13 protein-coding genes are annotated in these 16,931 nt (G+C 72.6%); 8 read left to right on the top strand and 5 right to left on the bottom strand.

Annotation, left to right across the window (positions count from 1 at the left end; all coding sequences use genetic code 11):
- Positions 1-174 precede the first annotated feature (174 nt).
- On the top strand, positions 175-1,338 hold the full coding sequence (locus tag EIL87_RS01530) for a S8 family peptidase (protein ID WP_125088292.1): 1,164 nt from the start codon (positions 175-177) through the stop codon (positions 1,336-1,338).
- Between the two features lie 103 nt (positions 1,339-1,441).
- Here EIL87_RS01530 and EIL87_RS01525 read toward each other — a convergent pair whose 3' ends face one another.
- The 5 genes from EIL87_RS01525 to selA form a co-directional block, all read right to left on the bottom strand.
- Positions 1,442-1,774 (bottom strand): hypothetical protein, encoded by a 333-nt coding sequence (locus EIL87_RS01525; protein WP_233575936.1) that lies wholly within the window; start codon positions 1,772-1,774, stop codon positions 1,442-1,444.
- Between the two features lie 68 nt (positions 1,775-1,842).
- Positions 1,843-2,823, bottom strand: coding sequence for a phytoene/squalene synthase family protein (locus tag EIL87_RS01520; RefSeq protein WP_125088291.1), 981 nt, complete (start codon positions 2,821-2,823; stop codon positions 1,843-1,845).
- A gap of 290 nt (positions 2,824-3,113) precedes the next feature.
- Entirely contained in the window at positions 3,114-4,052 is a 939-nt protein-coding gene (ku, locus tag EIL87_RS01515) for a non-homologous end joining protein Ku (RefSeq protein WP_125088290.1), read from the bottom strand.
- A 72-nt stretch (positions 4,053-4,124) separates the two neighbouring features.
- The gene (gene selB / locus EIL87_RS01510) at positions 4,125-5,861 is read right to left on the bottom strand and encodes a selenocysteine-specific translation elongation factor (protein WP_125088289.1); all 1,737 of its coding nucleotides are present in this window, start codon (positions 5,859-5,861) and stop codon (positions 4,125-4,127) included.
- Between the two features lie 9 nt (positions 5,862-5,870).
- On the bottom strand, positions 5,871-7,154 hold the full coding sequence (selA, locus tag EIL87_RS01505; protein WP_125088288.1) for an L-seryl-tRNA(Sec) selenium transferase: 1,284 nt from the start codon (positions 7,152-7,154) through the stop codon (positions 5,871-5,873).
- A 167-nt stretch (positions 7,155-7,321) separates the two neighbouring features.
- Between selA and EIL87_RS01500 the strand changes: the two genes are divergently transcribed.
- From EIL87_RS01500 to EIL87_RS26695, 7 genes are all read left to right on the top strand, one after another.
- Positions 7,322-9,076 (top strand): SDR family oxidoreductase, encoded by a 1,755-nt coding sequence (locus EIL87_RS01500; protein ID WP_125088287.1) that lies wholly within the window; start codon positions 7,322-7,324, stop codon positions 9,074-9,076.
- Positions 9,077-9,766: 690 nt separating this feature from the next.
- A complete protein-coding gene (locus EIL87_RS27885) occupies positions 9,767-9,994 on the top strand; it encodes a hypothetical protein (RefSeq protein WP_158628562.1) in 228 nt (75 codons plus the stop codon).
- A 114-nt stretch (positions 9,995-10,108) separates the two neighbouring features.
- Positions 10,109-13,384: a formate dehydrogenase gene (fdh, locus tag EIL87_RS01485; protein WP_199740137.1), complete on the top strand. Its 3,276-nt coding sequence runs from the start codon at positions 10,109-10,111 to the stop codon at positions 13,382-13,384.
- Positions 13,385-13,386: 2 nt separating this feature from the next.
- Positions 13,387-14,253: a 4Fe-4S dicluster domain-containing protein gene (locus EIL87_RS01480; protein WP_125088285.1), complete on the top strand. Its 867-nt coding sequence runs from the start codon at positions 13,387-13,389 to the stop codon at positions 14,251-14,253.
- A complete protein-coding gene (gene nrfD, locus EIL87_RS01475; protein WP_233575935.1) occupies positions 14,250-15,146 on the top strand; it encodes an NrfD/PsrC family molybdoenzyme membrane anchor subunit in 897 nt (298 codons plus the stop codon). Before EIL87_RS01480 ends, nrfD begins: the two co-directional genes overlap by 4 nt.
- A gap of 419 nt (positions 15,147-15,565) precedes the next feature.
- The gene (locus EIL87_RS01470) at positions 15,566-16,174 is read left to right on the top strand and encodes a LysM peptidoglycan-binding domain-containing protein (RefSeq protein ID WP_125088283.1); all 609 of its coding nucleotides are present in this window, start codon (positions 15,566-15,568) and stop codon (positions 16,172-16,174) included.
- Between the two features lie 564 nt (positions 16,175-16,738).
- Positions 16,739-16,909: a hypothetical protein gene (locus EIL87_RS26695; RefSeq protein ID WP_158628561.1), complete on the top strand. Its 171-nt coding sequence runs from the start codon at positions 16,739-16,741 to the stop codon at positions 16,907-16,909.
- Positions 16,910-16,931: the final 22 nt, after the last annotated feature.

Genomic DNA, 16,931 nt, shown 5'->3' with positions numbered 1-16,931 from the left:
ATGGAAGTACGCGGAGGTGATCCCGTCCAGTCCCCGCAACGCGGCGCGGCGTGTCGGCGCGGTTCGTCCCGCGGCCCGTCACACGAACGGGTTTAGGGGTGGTCATCCCGTTGTGGTCGTCGATCTCGGTGGGCTACCGATGAGGCACCCGCGCCACCGACGACGAGGAGCGACATGACCTCCAGCCAGACCGGCCGCTACTTGGTCCTGCTCGAAGACGACTCCACCATCATCGGTACCCGGGAAGTGACCCGCTTGACCGGGATCAACTGCGCCAACACCGCCGACGCCGCGGGCGCGGCCCCCGGCGAGCTGTTCAGCTCCGCCGGCGGCATCGTCCTGCACCAGCTCGGCGTGGCCCTGATCGACGCCGACGAGGAGCAGTACGCCAACCTGCAGCGGGCGTCCCGGGAAACCGGGCCCATCGCCGCCATCGAACCCGAGCGCCGGGTCTTCGCCATCGGCGAACCCGCCCCGCCGCCGGAGGGCGAGTTCACCTGGGGGCTGCAGGCGGTGCGCGCCGACGCCGCCACCGCCACCGGAGCCGGGGTGCGCGTCGCCGTGCTCGACACCGGGCTCGACGAGAAGCACCCGGACTTCGCCGGTCGCGACATCGTCACCGGCGCTTTCGTCGACGGGCAGAGCGCCCACGACGGCCACGGGCACGGCACCCACGTCATCGGCACCGCCTGCGGCCCGCGCACCTCGCAAGCCGGACCCGGGTACGGCATCGCCCACGAAGCCACCATCTACGCCGGCAAGGTCCTCGGCGACGACGGGTCGGGCACGGACAGCGGGATCCTGTCCGGCATCGAGTGGGCGATCTCCAACGGCTGCTCGATCGTGTCCATGTCGCTGGGCTCGGCCGTCGAGCCCGGGGCGCCCCCGTCGGAAGCGTTCGAACGGGTCGCGCGGCGCGCGCTGGAGCGCGGGACGCTGATCATCGCGGCGGCGGGCAACGAGAGCCAGCGCTCGGCGGGGATCATCGCCCCGGTCGGCCACCCGGCCAACTGCCCGTCGGTGATGGCGATCGGAGCGGTCGACTCGCAGCTGCAGGTCGCCGACTTCTCCTGCGGCACGGTCGACGACCCCGGGGGCGGGCAGGTGGACCTCGCCGCGCCCGGTGTCGACGTCTACTCGAGCTGGCCCGGTGCCGAGCGCTACCGCAAGCTCAGCGGCACCAGCATGGCCACGCCGCACGTCTCCGGCGTCGCCGCGCTGCACGCGCAGCAGTCGCCGGACCGGGCGCGGGCGCTGTGGGCCCGGCTGACCCAGTCGGCCCGCCGGCTGCCGCTACCGGCCACCGACGTCGGCGCGGGCCTGGTCCAAGCACCCTGATGAGACAGCGAGCGTGGCCGCCGCAGTGCGGCGGCCACGCTCGCGACGTCAGCCTGAGCCGCTTGCGCGGAACGGGGGCCGAAGACGTCCTGGGGTCGTGGGGTCAGTGCTCGGCGTTGAGCTCGTCCTCGATGGCCCGGGCGGCCACCTTCGTGCAGTTGCCGAGGTCTTCGGCCGCGGCGGCGGCCTGGTCGAGCGCGACGTGCACCTCGGGTGGCTCCGAGCCCGCGCCTCCGCTGTCGGCCGCGAGCAGGTCGAGCTGCCGCGCCAGCCGCGCGCTGGCCGCGCTGAGGTCCAGCAGCGCGTCCCGGGCCCTGGCCGCCTCCGCCGGAGTCCCCGCGATCGCGCGGGTCCCCTCGTTCAGGCGCTGCCCGGCGACGGTGATCATGTCGGCGGTCGCGCTGACGTCCTGCCAGCTCGTTGATCGTACGCTCATCATCGGGCTCCCCGGGTCGAACACGCAGGCGGCGGAAACACCCGGCTGCATGCCGGTCTGCCCTGGTACTACCCGCCGGAAGGAGCCGCCAAGCCTCCGCGCAGCACCCGCGCGACCAGCGCCTCACCTGCTCCGCGCGCCGCCACCTGAACGCGCCGCGACACCGGTACCGCGACGCGCCGGGCGAACACGTCGTAGCCCGAGGCGACCACGTGGTCGAGGATCTCGCCGTAGAGCACCGCCGCCGTGCGCACGCACGGCCGGGACTCCGGGGCCAGCAACCCGATCCCCGGTTCGGCCGTGCGGTAGTGCGCGCGGGTCCGCGCGACCTGGTCGGCCAGCGCGCGCCGCACCGGCCCGTCGGGGCGCCCCCTGCGGCGGCACCAGGCCAGCCGCTCCCGGTCGACGCCGTGGACCGCGAGCTCGTCGGCGGGCAGGTAGACCCGACCCCGGTCGAGGTCTTCGCCGACGTCGCGCAGGAAGTTGGTCAGCTGGAAGGCCACGCCCAGCGCCGCGGCCGCCGCCCGCGCGTCCTCGACCGCGCCGACCGTGCCCAGCACCGGAAGCAGCTGCAGGCCGATGACCGCGGCCGAGCCGTGCACGTAGCGCTCGAGGTCGCGACGGGTGGGGTAGTCGGTGACGGTGAGGTCCATCCGCATCGAAGCCAGGAAGTCCGCGAACAGGCCCCGGTCGATCCGGTGACGCTGCGCGGTGTCGGCCAGCGCCGCCAGCACCGGGTGCTCGCTGGTGCCGGTTGCCAGCGCCGGCCGCAGCCGGTGTTCCAGGACGTCGAGGCGTTCGGCGCGCTGGGCGGGGGAGCCGGGCCCGGTCTCGTCGACGATGTCGTCGACCCACCGCGCGAAGCCGTAGAGCGCGTGCACCGCGGGCCGCCGCGAGGGCGGCAGCAGCCGCGTGGCCAGGAAGTAGGTGCGGCCGTGCTCGGCGTTGAGCGCCCGCGACCGCAGGTAGGCCGGGCGCAAGGCGGCTGGAACACCGGCGGCGCCGAGTTCCCGGCGTGCTCCCACCCCCGTCCAGGCCCCCGCGTCCATGCGCTGAATCTCAGCACATCCGGCCCGGCTCAACGCCGCCGGTGGCGGTGCTCGGTGAACCCGGTCACGCGCGGGACCGCCGGGTGCGGCCGCATCCACAGCAGCCGCACCCGGCGGATCTTCACACGCGGAATCCCCTCTGCGTTCCGCGCGCCCGTGAGCGGCTCCAGGACCCGCCCACGTGGGCGGGACCGCCCCCGGGCGCGACCATGACGCAGGAACGCGGAACTTCGTCATCCGCACCCGTGCGGGGGACGCACAGGTGCGTAACCACCACGGGTGTGGTCGCCTCAGGAGGCCTTGCGCGCCCCCTTCTCGGCCTCGGCCACGGCCTCCTCCAGCTCGGCGCGCTTCATCTTCGACCGGCCCTTGATGCCCAGCTGCTTGGCGCGGTCGTCGAGCTCGGCCTTGGTCAGCGACGACAGGTCCTCGGACGGGGCCGGCTTGCGGCCCTTGCGGGCCTCGTCGACGCTGCGGCGCAGCGCCTCGGTGAGGTCGACGACGTCGGTGGGCTGCGGGGGCGCTTCGGCCGCCTGCACCTCGCCGCCGCGCGCCTTCTCGGCCAGCAGCTGCTCGACGCGCTCGGTGTAGGTGTCGTGGTACTCCTCGGGCTCCCACTCGCCGCTCATCGACTCGATGATCGTGGTGGCCATCTGGAGTTCCTTCTCCGACGGCTTGGACTGCTCGGGCTGGTCGCCGATGAGGTCGGCCGGGTCCCGGATCTCGTCGGCGAAGTACAGCGTGTTCAGCGCCAGCACGTCGGTGTCGGCCCGGACCGCGGTGAGGTACTGCTTGCCGCGCAGCACGAACGTGGCGATGCCGGCCCGGCCGGTCTCCTCCATGGCGCGGCGCAGCAAGTTGTAAGGCCGGAAGTGCTCCTTGGAGTTCGGCGCGAGCCAGTAGGTCTTCTGGAAGTGCACGGGGTCGATCTCGGAGAGGTCGACGAAGGTGCTGATGTCGATGGTGCGCGAGCGGCCGGGCGCGATCTCGTCCAGTTCGGACTGCTCGACGGTGATGATCCCGTCGCCGTGCTCCCGACCCTTGACGATCTCGTTGTAGTCGACCTCTTTGCCGGTGCTCTCGTTGACCCGCTTGTAGCGGATCCGGTCGGTGGTCTCGCGCTGGTACTGGTGGAAGCTGATCGTGTGGTCCTCGGTCGCGGCGTAGAGCCCGACCGGAATGGTCACCAGGCCGAAGTTGATCGACCCGGTCCAGATCTTGCGCGGCATGGCGTGCCTCCAATCGCCCGGCGCCGGCGTCCCCACTTCCACGATGCGGTGGCCGGCGCAAGATCGCAGAGCTCACCGCACGAGGCGGTGCGTGCCGTCGGGCAACCGCTGGGTGTGGCCGCGGCGAGCGAGCAGCTCCAGCAAGGGAACCGCGACCCGCCGCGAGGTGTCCAGCGCCCGTTTGGCCTCGCTGAGCGTGAACGGTTCGTCGAGCTCGGCCAGCCGGGGCAGCGCGACGTGTTCGGCGTCCGGCAGCAGCACCAGCCCGGGGCCGAGCCGCAGCAGCGCCCCGGTGCGTTCGGCCGCGGCCAGTTCCCGGTCTCCGATGCCGAGCTCACCCAGCTCCTCGGCGGTGGGGGCGCGGAAGGGGTGCTCGCGCAGTCCGGTGCGCAGCTGCTCCACCGCTCGGGCCACGGTCGCCGGGAGACCGGTCCCGCCGTCGAGCCGCCCGCCCTCCAGCGGGATCTGCGCTTCGGCGGCGATGTCGGGCAGCAACGCGGGATCGGGCAGTCGGAGCGCGCGCACCGCGGCTGCGGCGGGCATCCCGTCGTCGAGCGGGTGTCCGCGCCGGTGCTCGGCGAGCACCTCGCGCAGCCGGGCGGCGAGGTGCGCGCGGTGCCGCTCGGACATCAGCCACGGTCCGGTCCCAGGCGGGGTCGCGCCCATCGCCGCCAGCTCGTCGGCGCGCACGAGCCCGCGCCGGTTGAGCTCGTCGAGCCCGTCCGGCGTGCCGTCGAGACCGGCGAGGACTTCGGCGCGCGCTCGGGCGGCCCCTCGCCGGCGCAGCTGCGGGGGTCGCACGTCGAGGACGGTGACCCCACCGCGCACCTGGTGCCCACCGGGATCGCGCAGCAGCGCCCGGTCACCGATGCGCAGCGGCAGCGGTTGCCGCAGCGTCAGCCGCGCGGTGTCGGCGCCCAGCGGGCGCACCCGGGCGGTCACCGCGGCCGCCCCGATGTGCAGGGTCAGCTCCTGCGGCAGGTCGGAGCTCGGGTGGATGCGGGCGTCGAGCACGTCGGTGGTCCACCAGCGGCCGGGTGTGAGCAGCGCGTGGCCGCGTCGGACCTGGTCGAGCGCGATCCCGCGCAGGTTGACCGCCACCCGGGTGGGCGCGCTGATCGACTCCGCCGCCGAGCCCAGCGCGTGCAGCGCGCGGACGGGGGCGTCGAGCCCGGCGGGGCTGATGCTCAGCCGGTCGCCGACCCGCAGCGTGCCGCCCTGCAGCGTGCCGGTCACGACCGTTCCCGCGCCCTTGATGGCGAACGCGCGGTCGATCCACAGCCGCACGTCGGCGTCCAGGTCGGCGGGCGGCAGCCGGTGCAGCATCGCGTCGAGCTCCTTGGCGAGCTCGTCGAGGCCGGCACCGGTGTGGCCGCTGACCTGCACCGCCGGGATGTCGGCGAGGCTGGTGCCGCGCAGCCGGTCCCGGGCTTGCTCCAGCGCCTCGCGCGGGTCGGCGAGGTCGCTGCGGGTGATGACCAGCAGGCCCTCGTCGACGCCCAGCGCGTGCAGCGCGTCGAGGTGCTCCTCGGACTGGGGCATCCAGCCCTCGTCCGCGGCGACCACGAGCAGCACCGCGGGCACCGGGCCGATCCCGGCGAGCATGTTCGGCACGAAGCGCTCGTGCCCGGGCACGTCGACGAAGGCCACCGAGCAGCCGTCGTCGAGCTCGGTCCAGGCGAAGCCGAGGTCGATGGTCAGCCCCCGGCGGCGTTCCTCGTCCCACCGGTCGGGTTCCATCCCGGTCAGGCGTCGGATCAGCGTGGACTTGCCGTGGTCGACGTGCCCGGCCGTGGCCACCACGCGCATCGGCACCTCCTAGTGCGCAGCCACCACCGCACGGCGCAGCTTCTCGTCGTCGTCGGGTTCGAGGGCGAACAGGTCCAGCAGGCACCGGTGCCGCTCCAACCGCGCCATCACGGGTGGTTCGCCGAGCCGCAGCTGCTTGGCGAAGCGCGTCGGCAGCGCCACCGCGGCGCTGGGCAGCGCCACACCCGGTGCTCCGCCCCCGCCGACGGTCGCCTCGGACTCCACCGCCTCGGCGGGGATACCGGCGGCGGCGAGCGCGTCGGCCAGCGCAGCAGCCCGACGCGCGAGACCCGTGCGGTGCAGCGCCTCGGAGACCGGGGGCCGCGGCCCGCGCACGGTCGCCTCCAACGCCGCCAGCGTCAGCTTGTCCACCCGCAGCGCCCGGGCCAGGGGGTGGCGGCGCAGCCGGTGCACGACCTCGGCGCGTCCCATCAGCAGGCCGCACTGGGGTCCGCCGAGCAGCTTGTCCCCGCTGGCGATCACCAGGTCGGCCCCGTCGGCCAGAGTCGTTGCCGCGTCCGGCTCGTCGGGCAGCGCCGGTTCCGGCCGCAGCAGCCCGGAGCCGATGTCGGCGACCACCGGGACGTCGAGACCGCGCAGCTCGCCGACCGGGACCTCGGCGGTGAAGCCGCTGATCACGAAGTTCGACGGGTGGATCTTGAGCACGAAACCGGTGTCGGCGCTCAGCGCCTGCCGGTAGTCGTCGAGGCGCACCCGGTTGGTGGTGCCGATCTCGCGCAGCCGCGCCCCGGTGGAGGTGAGCAGGTCGGGGATGCGGAAGCCGTCGCCGATCTCCACCATCTCGCCGCGCGACAGGACGATCTCCCGGTCGGCGGCCAGGGCGGTGGCGGCCAGTGCGAGCGCGGCCGCTCCGTTGTTGACCACGTGCGCGGCCTCGGCTCCGGGAACGGCCTGCACCAGCGCTTCCACGGCCGAGGCCCCGCGCGGACCCCGGTCGCCGGTGTGCAGGTCGAGTTCCACGTCGGTGGTGCCGGCCGCGACCTGAAGCGCCTCCCGAGCGGCCCGCGACAGCGGGGCCCGGCCGAGGTTGGTGTGCAGCAGCACGCCGGTCGCGTTGACCACGGGTCGCAGGCCGGAGGCCGAACGGGGGAGTGCCGCGAGGGTTTCGGCCACCACGGCCGGCGGGTCGAGCAACCCGTCCCGAGCTCGCTGGGCGACCTCGCGGATCGTCCGCACGACCAGGTCGTGGCCCAGCCGCTGCACGGCCGCGGCCACCTCCGGCTCGGCCAGCACCCGGTCGGTGCCCGGAACATCACGCCGCTGATCACCCATGCCCCCACCTTATGGAGCCGTCCTCCACCTCGCGCGACAACGCTCCGCCACCCGCCCGGACCAGGCGCGCCCCGACGGCTCGCGGGAGCTCGGAGCCGCCCGAAGAGGCCCGGGGTGGAGGGGAAACGGTGACAACGGCCGTTGACACCGTGGATAAGCTTTCGCGCATGGCTGGCGCATCCTGGCAGGCGAGTTCCGGCGGACAGCTCGGCACCGGAGATGGGCTGCGCTTGGCCGTGCACCAGCACGGACCGCCGGACGCGCCGACCGTGCTGGCCGTCCACGGCTACCCGGACGACCACACCGTCTGGGACGGCGTGGTCGCCGCCCTGTCCGACCGCTACCGGGTGGTGACCTACGACGTGCGGGGCGCGGGCGGATCGGACCGCCCGGACGGCACCGACGGCTACCGCCTCGAACGGCTCGCCGACGACCTGTTCGCCGTCGCCGAGGCCGTCAGCCCGGACCGGCCCGTGCACCTCCTGGGCCACGACTGGGGCTCGGTGCAGTCCTGGCACGTCGTGACCGACCCGCGCGCGGCGGGCCGCATCGCCTCCTTCACCTCGATCTCCGGCCCGTGCCTGGACCACTACGGGCGATGGCTGCGCTCGAAGCTGCGGCCGAACGTCCGGGACCTGCGAGAACTGGTCACGCAACTGGCCTTCTCCGCCTACATCGGCCTGTTCCAGCTGCCCGTGCTGCCGGAACTGGCCTGGCGCAGCGGGTTCATGGGCACCCTGATCGCCCACCTGCAGCGCTGGGACCCCAAGACCGCGGAAAGGCCGAGACGACCGGCCACCTCCGATGGCGTCAACGGTCTGGAGCTCTACCGCGCCAACGCCGGACGCCTCGGAGACCCCGTCCAGCGCCACACGACCGTCCCGGTGCAGGTGCTGGCCCCCACCGGCGACCCGTTCGTCTCCACCCCGCTGCAGACGCAGGTCGAGGACCTCGCCGAGGACCTGCGCGTGCGCGAGCTCCCCGGTGGCCACTGGTTGCCGCGCAGCCGCCCGGAACTCGTCGCCCGCTGCACCGCCGAGTTCGTCGACCACGTCGAGGGCGGCGAGCAGACCCGCGGTCTGCGCCGGGCCCGGGTGCTGCCGGGACGGGGCGCGTTCGCCGACCAGCTGGTGGTCATCACCGGTGCGGGCAGCGGCATCGGGCGCGCGACCGCCCAGGTCTTCGCCGAGGCCGGCGCGCACGTCGTGGCCGCCGACGTCGACCCGAGAGGTCTGGCCGCCACGGCGGAGCTGCTCGGTGAGAACGCCACCACCCACCAGGTCGACGTCTCCGACGGCGCCGCGATGACCGACTTCGCCCAGCGCGTGCACAGCGAGCTCGGCACCCCGGACGTCGTGGTCAACAACGCCGGGATCGGCCTGGCCGGGGCGTTCCTGGACACCAGCGTCGCCGACTGGGAGAGCGTCATCGACGTCAACCTGTGGGGCGTCATCCACGGCTGCCGCCTGTTCGGGCGGCAGATGGTCGAGCGCGGTGAAGGCGGCCGGATCATCAACGTCGCCTCGGCCGCCGCGTACCTGCCGTCCCGGGTCCTGCCGGCCTACAGCACCACCAAGGCGGCCGTGCTGCGGCTCAGCGAATGCCTGCGCGTCGAGCTCGCCGGTGACGGCGTCAAGGTCACCGCCGTGTGCCCGGGTCTGGTCAACACCGCCATCACCACCAGCAGCCGCTTCGCCGGCCTCGACGAGGCCGAGCAGGCCAAGCGCCGGCGCGCGGCCACCGAGCTCTACCAGCGCCGCGACTACAGCCCGGAGCGCGCGGCCGAGGAGATCCTGCGCGCCACGCGCCGTGCCCCCGCGGTCCTCCCGGTGACCCCGGAAGCGCGCGCCGGGCTCGCGCTGTCGCGGCTGACCCCGCGGTTGCTGCGCGCCGCCGCGCGAGCCGACCTCATGCCCGAGTAGGGGAGGGCACGCTCGACTCGTTGTCGACCTGCGCAGACCCGGTCGGGGGACCGGAGGGGAGCGGTGCCGCCCGGTTGCCCGGCGTGCGGCCGGGCGGTACCGCCACGAGCACCTTCCGGTGACCCGGCGCCGACCGCAGTGTCGAGGGCAGCGATCAGGGAGGCACCGTGGAGCTGGACGGCCTGAGCGAGATCACCTCGACCGACGAGTTGGACGACATCGTCGGCCCGCCGCTGCAGCGGGTCCTGGACAAGGAGCGCACCGCGCTGCACCGCGCGTGGCTCGCGGCCTCCCCGTTCTGCCTGGTTCCCACCGCCGACGAGCAGGGACGCTGCGACGTCACGCCCAAGGGGCGACCCGCCGGGGTTCACGCTGGTCCTCGACGACCGCACCATCGCCCTGCCCGACCGCCCCGGCAACCGGCGCACCGACGGGTTCCGCCAACGTGCCGTCCCACCCGCACGTCGGGCCCCTCCACCTCCTCCCCGGTCGCGGGGACGCGCTGCGCATCAACGGCCGCGCCCGGCTGCTGCGCGACGCACCGTTCTTCGACCGCGTGGTCGTGCGGGGACACCACCCGAGCGTGGTGCTGCTGGTGGAGGTCGAGCAGGTCTTCCACCGCCGCGCCGAGGCCGGCCGCCCGCGGAGGAAGCACTGCTCGCCGACCAGGTTCGCAACTGGAACCCGATCGTGGACACGGTCCGCCCGAACCCCGCCAACACCGAGCGTCACGAGGCCTACTACCAAGGCGTTCCTGCGGTCCGGGTGGTGGTACCCGTCCACCTGGGAGCCCGAGGTGGTGCCCCGCGCGCCGTCATCGCCAAGAACCTGGACCGCCCCGACGACTCGCTGGCCGAACTGCAGCGCTACTACTCCGAGGAGCACACCCGGACGCTGCTCTACGACGCGAACACCTGATCCCACGGCCGGAGCGATCCACATCGGACGGCGTGCTCACCCGGCGGGGAAGTCGACCCGAATTCGTGCGCCCGACGAGGTGTGGGTGATCGACAGCCTGGGTAGCCTCGGCCCATGACGCCCACGTGGTTGGACTGGCCGGTGCTGCGACAGCTCACCGGCCCCGACCGGTTGGGACGGGGGCCAGCGGCCCGGTCCCGCCGCACCGACGAGATGCAGGCGCGCACCAGCGAGGCCGATGAGGTCACGCGCTCGGTGTGCCCGTACTGCGCTGTCGGCTGCGGCCAGCGGATCTACACCTCCGGCGGCCGGATCACCCAGATCGAAGGGGACCCGGACTCGCCGATCAGCCGCGGGCGCCTGTGCCCCAAGGGCTCGGCCAGCCGGGAGCTGGTCACCTCGCCCCTGCGCGAGACCACGGTCCGCTACCGGCGGCCGCACGGCACCGAGTGGGAGGACCTCGACCTCGACACCGCGCTGGACATGATCGCGGAGCGGGTGGTCGCCACCCGCTCCGCCACCTGGGAGGACACCGACGACGACGGCCGGCCCCTGCGACGCACCATGGGCATCGCGAGCCTCGGAGGAGCGACCCTCGACAACGAGGAGAACTACCTCATGAAGAAGCTCTACACCGCCCTCGGTGCGATCCAGGTGGAGAACCAGGCCCGCATTTGACACTCCTCCACGGTGCCCGGTCTGGGTGCCTCCTTCGGGCGCGGCGGCGCCACCACCTTCCAGCAGGACCTCGCTGAATCGGACTGCATCCTCATCCAGGGCTCCAACATGGCGGAAGCCCACCCGGTCGGGTTCCAGTGGGTCATGGAGGCCAAGAACCGCGGCGCCACGGTCATCCACGTCGACCCGCGGTTCACGCGCACGTCGGCGGTCGCGCACAAGCACCTCGCGCTGCGCGCGGGCAGCGACATCGCCTTCCTCGGCGGGTTGGTCAACCACGTGCTCAGCAACGACGCGTACTTCCACGACTACGTCGTCGCCTACACCAACGCGGCGATGATCGTGGGCGAGGACTTCCGCGACACCGAGGACCTCGACGGCGTGTTCTCCGGGTTCGACCCCGAAGCAGGCAGCTACGACACGAGCACCTGGCAGTACGAGGGCAGCTCCGCGGTGCCGCCGGTGGGTGGCCACGGACCGGAGCAGGCCCCCACCAGCCCGCACGGGCGCGAACGCCAGGGCAGCAAGCCCGAGCGCGCCGGGTCCGGCGGGCCGGTCTACCACGGCCGACCCGAGTCCGACCCGACGCTGCAGCACCCGCGGTGCGTGTTCCAGCTGCTCAAGCGCCACTACGCCCGCTACACCCCGGACGTGGTGGAGGAGATCTGCGGCATCTCGCAGGACGACTTCCGGTGGGTCGCCGACCAGCTCATCGCCAACTCCGGGCGGGACCGCACCTCGGCCATCGCCTACGCCGTGGGCTGGACGCACCACACCGTCGGGTCGCAGTACATCCGCGCGGCGTCGATCCTGCAGCTGCTGCTGGGCAACATCGGCCGCCCCGGTGGCGGCATCCTCGCGCTGCGCGGGCACGCCAGCATCCAGGGGTCGACCGACATCCCGACCCTGTTCAACCTGCTGCCCGGCTACATCCCGATGCCGCACGCGCACACCGACACCGACCTGGAGGCGTTCGTCGCCGACGACGAGCAGGCCAGCGGGTACTGGGCGAACATCCGCGCCTACACGGTCAGCCTGCTCAAGGCCTGGTGGGGTGAGCACGCCACCGCCGAGAACGACTTCTGCTTCGACCGGCTGCCGCGGATCACCGGCGACCACGGCACCTTCCAGACGGTCCTGGACCAGATCGAGGGCCGCTGCAAGGGCTACTTCGTCATCGGCGAGAACCCCGCGGTGGGCACGGCCAACGCCCGCCAGCAGCGGATGGGCCTGGCCGCGCTCGACTGGCTGGTGGTGCGCGACCTCAACATGATCGAGACCGCCACCTTCTGGAAGGACGGTCCCGAGATCGAGACGGGCGACATGCGCACCGAGGACATCGGCACCGAGGTGTTCTTCCTGCCGGCCGCCGCCCACGCCGAGAAGGACGGCACCTTCACCAACACCCAGCGGCTCGTGCAGTGGCACCACAAGGCCGTCGAACCGACCGATGACCAGCGCAGCGACCTGTGGTTCTTCTACCACCTGGGCCGCCGCATCCGGGAGAAGCTCAGCGGCGAGGACGAGCGCGACCGCGCGGTGACCGAGCTGACCTGGGACTACCCGACGCACGGCGAGGTCGAGGAGCCCAGCGCCGAAGCGGTCCTCGCCGAGATCAACGGCCACGACCAGGACGGCACTCCGCTGTCGCGGTACCCGCAGCTGCGCGCCGACGGGTCCACCAGCTGCGGCTGCTGGATCTACTGCGGCGTCACCGCCGACGGCGTCAACCAGGCCGCCCGCCGCAAGCCCGGGAGCGAGCAGGACCGCGTCGCCCTGGAGTGGGGCTGGGCGTGGCCGGCCAACCGGCGCATCCTCTACAACCGCGCCTCGGCCGACCCCGACGGCAAGCCGTGGAGCGAGCGCAAGGCCTACGTGTGGTGGGACGCCGAGCGCGGCCAGTGGACCGGGCTCGACGAGCCCGACTTCGAGAAGAACAAGCGCCCCGACTACCAGCCCGGGGAGGGCGCGGTCGGGCCGGACGGCCTCGCGGGCACCGAGCCGTTCATCATGCAGAGCGACGGCCGCGGCTGGCTCTACGTGCCCGCTGGGCTCGTCGACGGGCCCTTCCCGGCCCACTACGAGCCGCAGGAGTCGCCGGTGGCCAACCGGCTGCACCCCAACCAGCAGCGCAACCCCGCGCGGCAGATCAACTCCCGCCCGGAGAACCGCTACCAGCCCAGCGGTCTCGAACCCGGTACCGAGGTGTTCCCGTACGTGTTCACCACGTTCCGGCTCACCGAGCACCACACCGCCGGGGGCATGAGCCGCTGGCTGCGGCACCTGTCCGAGCTCGCCCCCGCGATGTTCCTGGAGGTCTCCCCGCAGCTGGCCGCCGAACGCGGCCTGGTGCACGGGGACTGGGCCACGGTGATCACCGCTCGCAGCGCCGTCGAAGGCCGGGTCATGGTCACCGAGCGGATGCGGCCGTTGCTGGTCGGCGGCCGCACGCTGCACCAGATCGGCATCCCCTGGCACTGGGGGCGCAACGGGCTGACCACCGGTGACGCCGCCAACGAGCTCATCGGCGTGGCCCTGGACCCCAACGTGCACATCATGGAGACCAAGGCGGGCAGCTGCGACGTCCGCCCCGGGCGGCGCCCGCGCGCCGCCGCGCTCAACCGGCTGGTCGCCGACTACCGCGACCGCGCGGGCATCACCGAGCGCACCGGCACCGAGCACGCCGACGACCCGAGCACCGAAGGAGGCTGAGCGTGACCGCCAACCGGCTGTCCGGCCCGCTGCCCGACCCGGCGGAGGAGACCGGTTACCCGCCCCAGGAGTCCCGCGCCGGGTTCTTCACCGACACCAGCGTGTGCATCGGGTGCAAGGCGTGCGAGGTGGCGTGCAAGCAGTGGAACCTGCTGCCCGAGGACGGTTTCGACTTCACCGGGATGTCCTACGACAACACCGAGGAGCTCAGCGGCACCACGTGGCGGCACGTCGCCTTCGTCGAGCAGCAGGGCACGCCCGCTGAGCTCGGCATGCCGCAGTTCGGGGCCCCGGACGAGCAGCAGGTGCGCTGGCTGATGTCCTCCGACGTGTGCAAGCACTGCACGCACGCCGCGTGCCTGGACGTGTGCCCGACCGGTGCGCTGATCCGCACCGAGCACGGCACGGTGGTGGTGCAGGACGACGTGTGCAACGGCTGCGGCTACTGCGTGCCCGCCTGCCCCTACGGCGTGATCGACATGCGCCCGGACACCGGCGGCGCCGCCAAGTGCACGATGTGCCACGACCGGCTCGGAGCCGGGCTGATGCCGGCCTGCGCGACGGCCTGCCCGACCGAGTCCATCCAGTACGGCCCTCTGGACGAGCTGCGCGAACGCGCCGCGATGCGGGTCGACGAGCTGCACCAGCAGGGGGTGACCAGCGCTCGGCTCTACGGCCACGAGCCGACCGACGGCGTCGGGGGAGATGGGGCGTTCTTCCTGCTGCTCGACGAGCCGGAGGTCTACGGCCTGCCGCCGGACCCGGTCGTGACCACCCGCGACCTGCCTTCGATGTGGCGGCACGCCGCTGCCGCCGCGGCCGCGGCCGCGGCGGTGATCGTCGGATCGTTCGTGGGGAGGCGCAGGTGACGTCGTACTACGGCCGCCCGGTCCTCAAGGAGCCGGTGTGGAAGGTGCCCGACGTGCCCGCCTACCTCTACCTCGGCGGCATGGCGGGGGCGTCGTCGACGATGGCGCTGATGGCCGATCTGACCGGTCGGGAGCAGCTGGCGCGCAGCGGGCGGCTGGCCGCGGCGGTGGGTGCCTCGGCCAGCGTCGTCGCCCTGGTGCACGACCTGCACCGGCCGATGCGGTTCCTCAACATGCTGCGGGTGTTCAAGCCGACCTCGCCGCTGAGCGTCGGATCGTGGATCCTCGCGCCGTTCTCCGGCTTGGCCGGTGCGGCTGCGGCCAGCGATCTGACCGGGTTGCTGCCGCTGCCGGGCCGTGCGGCCGGTGCGGCGGCGGGGGTGATCGCCCCGGCGATGACCACCTACACGGCCGTGCTGCTGGCCGACACCGCCGTGCCGGGCTGGCACGAGCCCTACCGCGAGCTGCCGTTCGTCTTCGCGGGCAGCGCCCTGGCCAGCGCCGGGGCGGTGGGCATGGTGGCCGCTCCCGCCGAATCCGCGCCCGCCCGCCGGATGGCGGTGGCCGGATCGGTGCTCGAGCTGACGGCGAGCCGGCGCATGGAGGAGCGGATGGGCCTGTCCGCCGAGGCCTACCGGACCGGCCGGCCGGGGACGGTGCTGCGCGCGGCGAAGGCGGCCACGGCGGTGGGTGCCGGACTCGCCCTGCTGGCCGGACGCAGCCGGGCCGCGGGCATCGCCTCGGGCGCGTGCTTGACGCTCGGGGCGATCGCGACGCGCTACGGCGTGTTCGAGGCGGGTCGCGAGACGGCCCGCGACCCCCGGTACACGGTCGAGCCGCAGCGCGAACGCGTGGAGGAAGGGCGCGCCGTCGCCGGTGGCGGAGTTCACTGATCGAATTCGCCTGTTGACTTCTGGTAATCACTCACGTGAGTGAGTAGTGGTTCAAGTCTCACCGCGCGTAGTTTGATTGCGCCTGAATAACGCGTTGCTGATCAAGAAATGACCAGCGGAAATACCAACATCGTTGCGATCTTGGTTGCGTTTCTATGACGAGTGCCACCCACGATTGGTTTTGGTTAAGGCTTTTCAACTACGTAGCGTTGCCTTGGTCGGCGCCCCCGAGCCGACGGCACGACCGGAAGTCCGCAGCGCCGAACCCTGCCCGGCGGGCTTTCCGCAACCCCGAGACGCATTGCGGGCAGGAACGTGGCGAACGCTGGTCAACCGGCGCGGCAGGCCGGGCGGACTCGCTCGGCGCGGGCGGGCCTGAGCCGCCGCGACACGGAGGCGCTGCTGGAGATGACGCAGAAATGGGCAAGCACCGCAAGGTCAGCAACACCCGTCGCAACTTCACCCGCGCCGCCCTCGCCGGCGCTGTGGTCGCCGCGCCGTTCGCGATGACCGCCCCGGCCAACGCCGCCTCGGAGTCCACCTGGGACGCCGTGGCCCAGTGCGAGAGCGGTGGCAACTGGAGCACCAGCACCGGCAACGGTTACTACGGTGGTCTGCAGTTCAACCAGTCCACCTGGTCGGCCTACGGCGGCACCGAGTACGGCTCGAACGCCGCGCAGGCCAGCAAGTCCCAGCAGATCGCCGTCGCCGAGCGCGTGCTGCAGGCGCAGGGCCCGAACGCGTGGCCGTCCTGCTCGAAGAAGGCCGGTCTGACCAAGAGCGGCAGTGCCGAGCACCAGGACGTCGCCTCGGGCAGCTCCAGCGAGAAGAAGTCCACCCCCAAGAAGAAGAACCCGGTCAAGAAGACGGTCGAGGTGTCGAACACCTACACCGTGCAGGCCGGTGACACGCTCAGCAGCATCGCCGAGAAGAGCGGTGTGAGCTGGGAGCGGATCTTCGAGAAGAACCGTTCGGACGTCCACGACGCGAACAAGATCTTCCCGGGTCAGCAGCTGCTGCTCAAGTGACCCACCCGGTCTCCGGACCAGGGTGCGCGTGAACGAGGGACCCCGCCTGCCTCTCTCCGGCGGGGCCCCTCGTTCGCAGATGCGCTCCTCATTTGAGCTTGCGGCGGCGCAGGTCGTTGCGGATGTCCCACGCGGTCCAGCCGATTCCGGCGAAGGCGAAGAGGCCCAGCAGCAGCAGGAGTTCGATCACGGTCGGCTCCCTTCGGATCTTGACGGACGCCGTCGGGATCGAATCCGAGCGTAATTGCACATTCGTTGATCGCCGAGCGTATTGGCACGAAGAACCCCAACGGGGGATCGCGCGGACGTGGTCACTCCGCCATTCGGCCTCAAAGTTCCGCAGCGGCAAGAAAAACGCACCTTCCATGAATCCGGCTCTGATCTCCCGAGCCGACCACGTGATCACACTGCGTCCTCGCGCGGAATCAGCGCGAGTGAAAACTCCCCGATAGCGGGAAGTGCGGGTAAGTCTGCGCTGCCGCCGGGTTCGGTAGCGCCGGATTATGGGCGTGACCGCACTCACGACGTGCACCCCTCCCCCCGACCTTCGGAAAGGGGACCCCGATGTTCACCGCAGTTCAGCTCGATGCCGCCGCCTCGAACGGCATCGACGGCTGGGTGGGACCGGCCGCGATCACCACCGGTCTCGTGCTCTTGATCGTCGCGCTGTTTCGCCGCGCCCGAGCCACACTGGCCGAGAAGCGACGGGCGGCGCACTCCAGTGCGGCCGAATAGCGGTGTCGCGCCGCCCTGAGCC

Origin of the sequence: Saccharopolyspora rhizosphaerae, from assembly GCF_003931915.1 — a bacterium.
In the GTDB taxonomy this organism is placed as follows: Bacteria; Actinomycetota; Actinomycetes; order Mycobacteriales; family Pseudonocardiaceae; genus Saccharopolyspora; species Saccharopolyspora rhizosphaerae.
Note: the sequence above shows the minus strand (reverse complement) of the source record. Positions and strands in the feature narration are given on the sequence as shown.

What these genes read in the sequence shown, in the direction of transcription:
- EIL87_RS01530 (WP_125088292.1), top strand. Translation starts at nt 175, where the DNA reads ATGACCTCCAGCCAGACCGGCCGCTACTTGGTCCTGCTCGAAGACGAC.
- EIL87_RS01525 (WP_233575936.1), bottom strand. Translation starts at nt 1,774, where the DNA reads ATGAGCGTACGATCAACGAGCTGGCAGGACGTCAGCGCGACCGCCGAC.
- EIL87_RS01520 (WP_125088291.1), bottom strand. Translation starts at nt 2,823, where the DNA reads ATGGACGCGGGGGCCTGGACGGGGGTGGGAGCACGCCGGGAACTCGGC.
- ku (WP_125088290.1), bottom strand. Translation starts at nt 4,052, where the DNA reads ATGCCGCGCAAGATCTGGACCGGGTCGATCAACTTCGGCCTGGTGACC.
- selB (WP_125088289.1), bottom strand. Translation starts at nt 5,861, where the DNA reads ATGCGCGTGGTGGCCACGGCCGGGCACGTCGACCACGGCAAGTCCACG.
- selA (WP_125088288.1), bottom strand. Translation starts at nt 7,154, where the DNA reads ATGGGTGATCAGCGGCGTGATGTTCCGGGCACCGACCGGGTGCTGGCC.
- EIL87_RS01500 (WP_125088287.1), top strand. Translation starts at nt 7,322, where the DNA reads ATGGCTGGCGCATCCTGGCAGGCGAGTTCCGGCGGACAGCTCGGCACC.
- EIL87_RS01470 (WP_125088283.1), top strand. Translation starts at nt 15,566, where the DNA reads ATGGGCAAGCACCGCAAGGTCAGCAACACCCGTCGCAACTTCACCCGC.
- EIL87_RS26695 (WP_158628561.1), top strand. Translation starts at nt 16,739, where the DNA reads ATGTTCACCGCAGTTCAGCTCGATGCCGCCGCCTCGAACGGCATCGAC.